This window comes from Buchnera aphidicola (Cinara cuneomaculata) (genome assembly GCF_900698865.1).
GTDB lineage: Bacteria > Pseudomonadota > Gammaproteobacteria > Enterobacterales > Enterobacteriaceae > Buchnera_F > Buchnera_F aphidicola_AA.
On sequence record NZ_LR217695.1, the window covers coordinates 13,094 to 24,372 of the forward strand.

The 11,279-nt window shown below is 26.8% G+C and carries 7 protein-coding genes; 4 read left to right on the plus strand and 3 right to left on the minus strand.

Features of this window, described 5'->3' with window-relative positions; translation table 11 throughout:
• Positions 1-123: 123 nt before the first annotated feature.
• Positions 124-696: an elongation factor P gene (efp, locus tag APCICUMA2628_RS00060; RefSeq protein WP_232036802.1), complete on the plus strand. Its 573-nt coding sequence runs from the start codon at positions 124-126 to the stop codon at positions 694-696.
• Between the two features lie 36 nt (positions 697-732).
• On the opposite strand, the gene dnaC is transcribed toward efp, so the two are convergent.
• Together dnaC and rsmD are read right to left on the minus strand one after the other, a co-directional pair.
• Positions 733-1,476, minus strand: a complete 744-nt coding sequence (gene dnaC / locus APCICUMA2628_RS00065) for a DNA replication protein DnaC (RefSeq protein ID WP_154026968.1) — start codon at positions 1,474-1,476, stop codon at positions 733-735.
• Positions 1,477-1,727: 251 nt separating this feature from the next.
• Positions 1,728-2,288: a 16S rRNA (guanine(966)-N(2))-methyltransferase RsmD gene (gene rsmD / locus APCICUMA2628_RS00070; RefSeq protein ID WP_232036803.1), complete on the minus strand. Its 561-nt coding sequence runs from the start codon at positions 2,286-2,288 to the stop codon at positions 1,728-1,730.
• 258 nt (positions 2,289-2,546) lie between these two features.
• Here rsmD and ftsY point away from each other — a divergent pair, with 258 nt between their 5' ends.
• From ftsY to metE, 3 genes are all read left to right on the plus strand, one after another.
• Complete coding sequence (ftsY, locus tag APCICUMA2628_RS00075) at positions 2,547-3,404, plus strand: signal recognition particle-docking protein FtsY (protein ID WP_269472301.1); 858 nt, start codon at positions 2,547-2,549, stop codon at positions 3,402-3,404.
• Between the two features lie 80 nt (positions 3,405-3,484).
• Positions 3,485-4,351, plus strand: coding sequence for an RNA polymerase sigma factor RpoH (gene rpoH, locus APCICUMA2628_RS00080; RefSeq protein WP_232036815.1), 867 nt, complete (start codon positions 3,485-3,487; stop codon positions 4,349-4,351).
• Positions 4,352-4,561: 210 nt separating this feature from the next.
• On the plus strand, positions 4,562-6,844 hold the full coding sequence (metE, locus tag APCICUMA2628_RS00085; protein WP_154026980.1) for a 5-methyltetrahydropteroyltriglutamate--homocysteine S-methyltransferase: 2,283 nt from the start codon (positions 4,562-4,564) through the stop codon (positions 6,842-6,844).
• 134 nt (positions 6,845-6,978) lie between these two features.
• Here the strand turns inward: metE and rpoC are convergent, their stop codons facing one another.
• A complete protein-coding gene (rpoC, locus tag APCICUMA2628_RS00090; RefSeq protein WP_154026982.1) occupies positions 6,979-11,211 on the minus strand; it encodes a DNA-directed RNA polymerase subunit beta' in 4,233 nt (1,410 codons plus the stop codon).
• Between the last annotated feature and the right edge of the window lie 68 nt (positions 11,212-11,279).

Here is an 11,279-nt window from a genome sequence, read left to right on the forward strand (position 1 = left end):
TGCTATCATAATAATAAAAAATAATTTTTTATATTAATTTTTATAGTTTGACGGTCTCCTTGTTCTCGGGAATAATAACTATATGAGAACAAGGGGTTATATTTATATATTGAGATGTATATTATGACAGCTTATAGCGGTAATTCTTTAAAGTCAGGAATAAAAATTTTAATAGATAATGATCCATATGAAATTCAATATAGTGAATTTATTAAACCTGGAAAAGGTCAAGCTTTTGTAAGGATTAAATTAAAGCAACTTATAACAGGAAAATTATTAAATAGAACTGTTAAAGCTACTGATATTTTTTATTCTATAGATATCAAAGAAATTCATGCAGTATATTTATATACTAATAAATCTATTTGGGTATTTATGAATAAAGAAAATTTTGAACATATTGAAGTATTATATAAATTTTTAAATGGTGTTGATAAATGGTTAATAAATACATCAAAATGTAAAATTACTTTATGGAATAATTCCCCTATTGCTGTTAATATTAATAATTTTATACATTTACGAGTCAATAATACAGATATTGAAGTACAGGGTGATACCATTAATTCATCCAATAAATTAGTTACAGTAGAAACTGGCGCTATAGTACGTGTACCTTTGTTTGTTAAAAAAGATGATGTTATTAAGATAGATACACGTAATGGAAAGTATATTTCACGTGTATTTTGTTCATGAAGAATAGATATATAAATTTATTTATTGATATATAATTTAATATACGTTTTTTCTATAGCTATCCCATTCGAATGTTAACCATAAACTATTACCTAAACTCATTCTATCAACTACTCTTTCTCCTAATAAATTTTTTAATTGGTTATAATTCAAATTAGATAACATACCAGTAGATTTTTTTGATGATGATCGTCTATCTATGATTTGATTAATAATCATTTTTTCATATCGAGATTCTATTTGCATTCCAACTTCATCAATTATTAGGAGATCTACTGTACTTAAATTTTCTAATAGTCTTTCTTCTGTTATACTGGTCAAAGATCTATTGAATGTACTTTTTATGGTAGACATTAAATCTGCGACTGTAATTATTAATATAGTATACCCATTAATAATTAAATAATTACCAATAGCAGATGCTAAGTGATTTTTTCCGGTTCCAGGGCGACCTGAAAATATAAAGCTTGCAATATTGTTTTTAAAGTTTTCTGCATATTTACGAGCTGCATGAAGAACTTTTCTATGTCCTTCATGATGAATATTATAATTTTTGAAGGAACAATTTATATATAATTCTTTTATTCCTGATCTACCTAATGTTCGTTTTATTTTCATAGCTTTGTTATGACGTATAATAGATTCAGAACGTTTTTTTCCTTGTTCTTGATTCCATAATAGTAGTTCTTTATCATTATAAAATTTTGGCTGTATATATGCGGGCATTATTTTTTTTATTTTTTTTAAAAAGTTATTTATTTTATATTTTTTTTTTCTCATATGTAATTTCTATGGTAGAATGCTTATATAAAAATTATACTAGAATTTTTATATTTTTTTTATATATATTTTTAAAATTTTTTAGTGAATATTTTTATATATATAAAAATATATTCATATATTGTGTTTAATAATCATTTGTGTACAATATATTAGTTGTAATTTATTTTCAAAATAAATTTATTTATTTTTATTTTAATATGTATATGGATGTATGATTAAAGTGTATAAAAAATTTTTTATATTCATTGTTATATTATTATGGATTTATAAAATAATGATAACGATACTGTTCCAATATTTTTTTTTTTCATTAATTTCCAATTATCTGGATAAAAAATATTATCATCGATATGTTCAACATATATAATAGAATTATTATGGGTCCAATTATATTTTTCTAGATACTTAATAGACAAGTTTAATAATTTTTTATTATTAAACGGTGGATCTAGATAGATAATATCAAATGGTTTACTATATTTTTTTAACCATATTAGCGTATTAACTCGAAAAACAGATATATTGTTAATTAAAAAAACTTTGATAGTTTTTTTTAATTTTTTTACTAAAATATAATTTTTTTCTAATGCTGTTACTGATTCAGCTGATCGAGATACTGATTCTATGCTTAAATTTCCACTACCTGCAAAACAATCTAAACATATAGAATTTTTAATATAATTTTGCAGCCAATTGAATAATACTTGTTTAACAAAATTTCTTGTAGGTCGTACATTTATTTTGGTTACTGAATGTAATATTCGATTTTTTAAAAATCCACCAGTAACACGAATTTTTTTTTGTTTCATTTTCATATTTATAAATTTACAATAGAATTGTGATTTATTATATATATATAAAATATTTTATATTAAAAATTTGAGGTTTTGTATGTTTAATAAAAAAAAAATTTTTTTTCTGCATTAAATATTTTTTCTAAAAATAAAAAGAAAAAATATGATAGTAAAAATGTTTTAATTCAGCCAGAAACACGTACTTCTAAAAAACCAGTTTTTTCTTTTTTAAGTAATTATATATATAATACGAAAAAATTTTTTATTAATAAAATTAATAGTATTTTTTCTAAACAAACTATAGATAGTCATATTTTTAAAGAATTAAGAAATTTATTATTGTTATCTGATTTTGGAGTTGTAGCTACTGAAAAAATTTTATATAAATTTAAAAAAAAAATTAATCAGAAAAATATTTTAGATACTAAAATAGCTATTTCTTATTTTAAGACTCTATTATTAGATATGTTAAAAATTTCTGAAAAATTTGAATATTGTAATTTTAAAACAATGCCGTTCGTTATTTTAATTATCGGTGTTAATGGGGCTGGTAAAACTACTACTGCTGCTAAACTAGCATATTTTTATAAAAAACTCGGTCATTCTGTCTTATTGGCCGCAGGGGATACTTTTCGATCCGCTGCTATTGATCAACTAATAGAATTAGGATCAATGTATAATATTCCAGTATTTTCAAAACCAATAGGTTCTGATCCTGCTTCAGTAGCATTTGATGCAGTTAAACAGGCTAGAGAACAAAAAAAAAAAATTTTAATTATTGATACAGCAGGTCGGTTACACAATAAAGATCATTTAATTCAAGAATTACAAAAGATTAACAGAGTTATTAGAAAATTTTCTTCAACAGCACCTCAAGAAATTTTTTTAGTATTAGATGCTGGAATTGGTCAAAATTCTATTCAGCAAGCTAGAATTTTTTCTTCTCATATCAAAATTACAGGATCTATTGTAACTAAATTAGACGGAACAGCTAAAGGTGGTATAATTTTTTCTATTGTTAAGGAGTTAATGATTCCTATCCGATACATTGGTATAGGAGAAAAAATAACAGATTTTAAATTGTTTAATCGAAAAGCATTTATTGATAGTTTTTTTGATGCTATTTTATGAAATAGATTTGTTAATCTTTTAATTAATGAGTTAACAAGAATTTATAGTATATATTTTAATTTTAGGATAAAATGAAAAAAATAAAAAATCAAATTAATTCAGTGAGTTTTTTTAATATTGGTAGTTTAGATGCATATATTCGTATGGCGAATTCGTTTTCTATTTTATCATCTAAAAAAGAAAAATTTCTTGCAAAAAAAATATACTTTTACAGTGATATAGAATCTGCAAAATTATTAATTTTATCGAATTTACGATTTGTTATTCTAGTTGCGAAACATTATTCAGGATATGGTTTACCGCAAGCAGATTTAATTCAAGAGGGAAATATTGGATTAATGAAGGCAATTAGACGATTTAATCCTAATATTAATGTTCGCTTAGTGTCTTTTGCTGTTCATTGGATAAAATCGGAAATTCATGAATACGTTTTAAAAAATTGGCGTATAGTAAAAGTAGCAACCACTAAAGCTCAGAGAAAATTATTTTTTAATTTAAGAAAATCAAAAAAACGATTAGGATGGTTTAATCGTCATGAGATAAATATTGTAGCACGTGAATTAGGAGTTAGTCAGCAAGAAGTACAAGAAATGGAAGCGCGCATGTCTGCTCAAGACATTACATTGGATATTACAGCTCCAGATTCTCAATCTGAGAATCCTATTAATAACACACGATCGTCTTTTTATTTAGAGGATAAGAAATCAAATTTTGCAGTTGAAGTAGAACAGGATGATTGGGCTTTACATGCTACTAATAAACTAAGTAATGCTTTATTAGTATTGGATGAAAGGAGTCAACAAATTATTAAAAGACGTTGGTTAAATCAAAATAATTCTAAAATTACTTTACAAGCAATTGCTCAAGATTATGGTATTTCAGCAGAGCGAGTAAGACAATTAGAAAAAAATGCTATGAAAAAATTAAAAATAGCCATTGAAACATAATTATTATTTATAATTTTAATATTTTTTATATATAATTAAATTAATTTTTCTGATATATTACATGTATTTAATAAATTTATCGTATTTATCATATAAATTTATTAAACTATTTTATCAGTAATAAATATAATTTTTTTTAAGTATTGTTATTCTTTTGTTTGTTAATTTTTAATAATTCAATTATTTTAAATATAATAGGAAAATTTATATATGGCTATAAAAAATCATATACTAGGATTTCCTAGAATTGGTTTACATCGTGAATTAAAGTTTGCTCTAGAGGATTATTGGAGCAATAAAATTACATTACATGATTTATTAAATATTGGTAAAAAAATTAGATATAGCAACTGGAAGAGTCAAATTGATAGTGGTTTGGATTGTGTAACAGTAGGTGATTTTGCTTGGTATGATCATGTTTTAAACATTAGTATGATGATTAATAATATTCCTAGCAGACATCAAATTGACAAAGAAAAACTAAATTTAGATACATTATTTAGGATAGCTCGTGGATCTAAATCAATTAAAAAAAATTGTTCAGCATCTGAAATGACAAAATGGTTTAATACAAATTATCATTATATAGTACCTGAATTTGTACATAATCAAGAGTTTTGTTTTTCTTGGAAACAAATCCTCGAAGAAACTGATGAAGCATTATCTTTAGGTTATACTGTAAAGCCTGTCTTATTAGGTCCCATAACATATCTTTGGTTAGGAAAAGTAAAAGGTATTCATTTTAATAAATTAGATCTTTTAGAAAAAATAATACCGATTTATCAAGAAGTATTAGCGGAATTATCTAAAAGACAAGTTAAATGGATTCAAATAGATGAACCTATTTTGGTTTTAGATCTTCCAAAAAGATGGAAGCAATCATTTGTTTATACATATAAAAAGATATATACAAATAAAATAAAAATTTTATTAGCTACCTATTTTGGTGATATACATCATAATATGGATATAGTAAATATATTGCCAGTTAATGGTTTACATATTGATTTAGTCGCTGGTAAGTATGATCTTATGAAGTTAGACGATGATTTTAATAAAAAATTTTTATTATCCTTGGGAGTAATTAATGGTCGTAATATTTGGAAAGCTGATTTATTGAATTGGTTTACTCAATTAAAATTTTTTATGAAATTGAGAAAAACTTTTTGGATCAGTACATCTTGTTCATTACTACATACTCCGTTGGATTTATCATTGGAAAATAACTTGACAGATTTTGTAAAATCTTGGTTTTCATTTAGTATACAAAAATGTTTAGAATTATCTATTTTATCTCGTGTATTAAATAATAAATTACATATTGAAGAAATACATCAGTGGATCAAACCAATTGATGCATATAAATCATCTAATATTATTAATAATATTGCTGTGCAAAAACGTATATTACAAATTTCTCCCGATCAAATAAAAAGAAATAGTAATTTTACTATTCGTTCTAAAATTCAAAAGTTAAATTTAAATTTACCTATATTGCCTACCACTACTATTGGTTCTTTTCCACAGACATCAGATATTAGAAAATTACGTATAGATTATAAAAATAAAAAAATTAGTCAGTTAGACTATGACACTTCAATTAAAGAGCATATTAAAAATAATATTCTTCAACAAGAAAAATTAGGTTTAGATGTTTTAGTGCATGGAGAACCTGAACGAAATGACATGGTCGAATACTTTAGTGAGTATTTGGAAGGTTTTGTTTTCACACAATACGGATGGGTACAAAGTTATGGATCACGATGCGTTAAACCGCCGATTATTGTAGGTGATATTAGTCGCATTACTCCAATTACAGTCATGTGGTCTAAATTTGCTCAAACATTGACTAATAAACCAATTAAGGCGATGTTAACAGGACCGGTAACAATTTTATGTTGGTCGTTTCCGCGAGAAGATATTTCTAAAGAAAATATTGCTAAGCAGATCGCTTTAGCTTTAAGAGACGAAGTTCTAGATTTAGAGAATGCCGGTATTAATATTATTCAGATTGATGAACCAGCTTTAAGAGAAGGATTGCCTTTAAGAAAATATGATTGGAACGATTATTTATCTTGGGCTGTTAAATCTTTTCAATTATGTTCTTCAGTTGTTAAAGATAGTACGCAAATTCATACTCATATGTGTTATTGTGAATTCAACGATATTATGTCATCAATCGTCGATTTAGATGTTGATGTTATTACTATCGAAACATCTCGTTCAGATATGGAATTATTAGAATTTTTTAAAACTTTTAAGTATCCCAATGACATTGGTCCTGGTGTATATGATATTCACTCTCCAAATATCCCGTCAATTAATTGGATTGAACAATTACTAATTAAAGCTTTAAAATATATTCCGATACAGCAGTTATGGGTAAATCCTGATTGTGGTTTAAAAACACGTACTTGGACGGAAACATCGTTAGCATTACAAAATATGATAACTGCTACGATGAATATTCGAAAAAAATTTTTTAAAAAGTAATATAATTTTTATTCCACTTCATGCAATCTATTGATTTTTTTTTGATTGTATTTAGTGGTTGAAATACATGTATTTTTGTATTTAGGATGTTCGATATATATCGAGCTGTTAACGAAATCAGCTCGAATTATATTTTATAGATTATTAGAGATATTTTCAGTAGAGTTTAATAATTCTGATAAATTTGCTGTTGCTTCTTCTACACTAATGGATCGGTTGTTATTTTTTTTGTTTGAAAAATTTTTTGTTTTGTTTATTAATCTTTGTTTATGATATTTATATCCTGTTCCAGCTGGAATAAGTCTGCCTACAATAACATTTTCTTTCAATCCGCGTAATTTATCTTTTTTTCCTGCTACAGCGGATTCAGTTAAAACACGAGTAGTTTCTTGAAATGATGCAGCTGAAATAAATGATTCTGTAGCTAAAGAGGCTTTAGTAATTCCTAATAAATCTCGAGAAAATTTTGCTATTTTTTTATTATTTTTTTTTAATTTTTTATTTTCTAAAATAATACGTGAATATTCTATTTGTTCTCCTTGTAAAAAATGAGAATCACCAGAATTTGTGATTGTAGCTTTTCTTAACATTTGTCTTATTATAACTTCGATATGTTTGTTATTTATTTTTACACCTTGTAATCTATAAACTTCTTGAACTTCATTTATTATATAGTCAGTTACTGCTTGTACTCCTCTTAATCTTAAGATATCATGCGGAGATTCTGGACCATCAGATATGATATCTCCTTTTTCTATTCTTTCTCCTTCAAATACATTAAGTTGTCTCCATTTTGGAATCATTTCTTCGTATGTATTATTTCCATCAGACGGAGTAAGTATTAATCTTCTTTTTCCTTTCGTTTCTTTTCCAAATGAAATAATGCCATTAATTTCAGCAAGAATAGCTAATTCTTTAGGTTTTCTAGCTTCAAATAAATCTGCGACTCTAGGTAAACCACCTGTGATATCTTTAGTTCCGACTGATTCTTGAGGTACACGAGCTAATGTATCTCCTGAAGATATTTTCATTCCATTATCTAATTGTACAACAGATTTTCCTGGCAAAAAATATTGGGCTGGCATATCAGTGCCGGGTATAAATACATCGAAACCATTTTTATTAATAATTTTTAAAGCAGGTTTTAAATCTTTGCCTTGTACATGTCGTTCAGATGTATCAAGAATTATGATAGAAGATAAACCCGTTAATTCATCAGTTTGTTTACTAATACTTTGTCCGTCAATCATATCGATAAATTGAATATATCCACTAACTTCAGTGATAACGGGAATAGTATGTGGATCCCATCGAGCAATTATTTCACCAGCTTTAATTTTTGCTCCTTCTCCTTTTTTAAGTATAGATCCGTACGGTATTTTATAGCTTTCTTGTGTTTTTCCAGATTTATCTAACATTTTTAATTCTACGTTTCTAGAAATAATAACAATTTTACCTTGCGAATTAACAACAGATTTTGCTTGATTTAAGTGAATACGTCCATTTTTACGAACTTGAATGCTAGATTCAGATGCTACTTTAGAGGCTGCGCCTCCAATATGGAATGTACGCATAGTTAACTGCGTACCGGGTTCACCAATAGATTGAGCGGCGATAACTCCTACTGCTTCTCCTTTATTGACTAACGTACCACGAGCTAAATCACGTCCATAACAGTACGCGCATACTCCAAATATTGTTTCACAATGTACAACTGATCTAACTTGAATAGTATCAATGGAATTATCTTCTAAAATACTACACCATTTTTCATTTAATAGGGTATTTTTTGGTATCATAATTTTTGTAGAATTGATATATAAAATATTTTCTACAGTTATACGACCTAATACTCTTTCTCTAAGAGATTCTTTAATATCTCCTCCTTCAATTAAAGCGCTCATAGAGATACCTTTTTTAGTATTACAGTTAGTTTCAGTAATTACTAAATCTTGAGCTACATCTACTAATCGTCTAGTTAAATAACCAGAATTGGCTGTTTTTAAAGCAGTATCCGCTAATCCTTTTCTTGCACCGTGCGTGGAAATAAAATATTGTAATACATTTAATCCTTCTCTAAAATTTGCAGTTATTGGTGTTTCTATGATAGAACCATCGGGTTTAGCCATTAACCCACGCATTCCTGCTAGTTGTCTAATTTGAGCTGCAGAACCTCTCGCACCGGAATCTGCCATCATAAAAATATTATTGAAAGATTTTTGTATTATTTTTTTTTGATTTTTATCATTAAAAATATTACGTGATAAATTCTTCATCATAGCATCTGCAATATTTTCGTTAGCTGTCGCCCAAATATCTATTACTTTATTATATCGTTCACTTGCAGTGACTAATCCTGTTTGAAATTGTTTATGTATTTCAGAAACTTCTTTATCTGCTTGTAATATAATGCTTGTTTTTTCTACGGGAATTATAATATCATTAATTCCTACGGATACACCGGATTTTGCTGCATATGAAAATCCCATATACATAATTTGATCAGCCAAGATCACAGTTTTTTTTAGACCTAACTTTCTGTAACAAATATTTAAAATTTTCGAAATATCTGTTTTTTTTAAAGTTTTATTAACTATATTAAATGATAATCCACGAGGAATTATAGTCCATAAAATTGCTCTTCCAATGGTAGTTTTTATAATATTTTTTTGTTTAACAATATGATTGTTATCATCTTTAATATATTCACATATACGAATTTTTACAATAGAATGTAAGTTAACTGCTCCTAATGCATACATACGTTCTGCTTCTTTTGGTGAACGTAATAACATATTAGCGCCTTTTCCGTTATGTATTGTTCTCGTCATATAATATATACCTAGAACTACATCTTGCGAAGGAACAACAATTGGTTCTCCATTAGCAGGAGATAAGATATTTTTAGTCGACATCATTAACGATCGAGCTTCTTGTTGAGCATATTTTGTTAAAGGAATGTGAATAGCCATTTGATCGCCATCAAAATCAGCATTATATGCCGCGCATACTAGCGGATGTAGTTGTATGGCTTTACCTTCAATTAAAATGGGTTCAAATGCTTGTATTCCTAATCGATGTAATGTAGGTGCACGATTTAATAAAATTGGATGTTTATAAATAATTTCAGCGAGTATATCCCAAACAATGGGTTCTTCTTGTTCTACCATTTTTTTTGCGGACTTAATAGTAGTAGCAAGATTTTTTCGTTCTAATTTACCATATATAAATGGTTTAAATAGTTCTAAAGCCATTTTTTTAGGTATACCGCATTGGTTTAAATGTAAATATGGTCCGACAGTAATAACGGATCGACCAGAATAATCTACTCGCTTACCTAATAAATTTTGTCGAAATCTACCTTGCTTACCTTTAATCATATCTGCTAAAGATTTCAATGGTCTTTTATTAGATCCTGTAATAGATCGACCACGTCTTCCGTTATCTAATAAAGCATCGATAGCTTCTTGTAACATTCTTTTTTCATTTTTAACAATTATATCCGGAGCTGAAAGCTCTAATAAACGTTTTAACCTATTATTACGATTAATAACTCTTCGATATAAATCATTTAAATCTGAAGTTGCAAATCTTCCTCCATCTAGCGGAACAAGTGGTCGAAGATCAGGAGGTAATATGGGAAGTACAGTTAAAATCATCCATTCTGGTCGATTTTTTGATATTAACAATGATTCGATAAGTTTAATTCTTTTTGTAATTTTTTTTTTCTTTGTTTCTGAATTAGTTTTAAATATTTCGTTTTTTAATTTTATACATATATTTTTTAGATCCATATTTTTTAAGATTTGTTGTATAGCTTCTCCACCCATTTTTGCTTCAAAATCATCGCCAAATTCTTCAACAGATTGCATATATTGGTCTTCTGTTAATATTTGATATTTTTCTAAATTAGTTATTCCAGATTCTATTACGATATATGATTCAAAATATAATACTCGTTCTATATCCCGTAATGGAATATCTATTAATAATCCAATTCGTGACGGTAATGATTTTAAAAACCATATATGAGCTATAGGTGACGCTAATTCAATATGACCCATTCTTTCTCGACGAACTTTACTATGTGTAACTTCAACACCGCATTTTTCACATATTACTCCTCTATGTTTTAGGCGTTTATATTTTCCGCATAAACATTCGTAATCTTTTATTGGTCCGAATATACGAGAACAGAATAATCCATCACGCTCAGGTTTAAATGTTCTGTAATTTATGGTCTCGGGTTTTTTTACTTCTCCAAAGGACCAAGATCGTATTATTTCAGGAGATGCTAACGAGATTTGAATAGAATTAAATTCTTCAATTTTAGATTTTTTTTTAAAAAATTTTAATATATCTTTCATGAATTTTTTCTTATAAAATGTATAGATAATTAGTAAAATAAGATAAAATAATGAGCTTAATATTAATA

Bases quoted from the DNA above. Each gene is read 5' to 3' on its own strand.
- efp (WP_232036802.1), top strand. From the start codon at position 124: ATGACAGCTTATAGCGGTAATTCTTTAAAGTCAGGAATAAAAATTTTA.
- dnaC (WP_154026968.1), bottom strand. From the start codon at position 1,476: ATGAGAAAAAAAAAATATAAAATAAATAACTTTTTAAAAAAAATAAAA.
- rsmD (WP_232036803.1), bottom strand. From the start codon at position 2,288: ATGAAACAAAAAAAAATTCGTGTTACTGGTGGATTTTTAAAAAATCGA.
- metE (WP_154026980.1), top strand. From the start codon at position 4,562: ATGGCTATAAAAAATCATATACTAGGATTTCCTAGAATTGGTTTACAT.
- rpoC (WP_154026982.1), bottom strand. From the start codon at position 11,211: ATGAAAGATATATTAAAATTTTTTAAAAAAAAATCTAAAATTGAAGAA.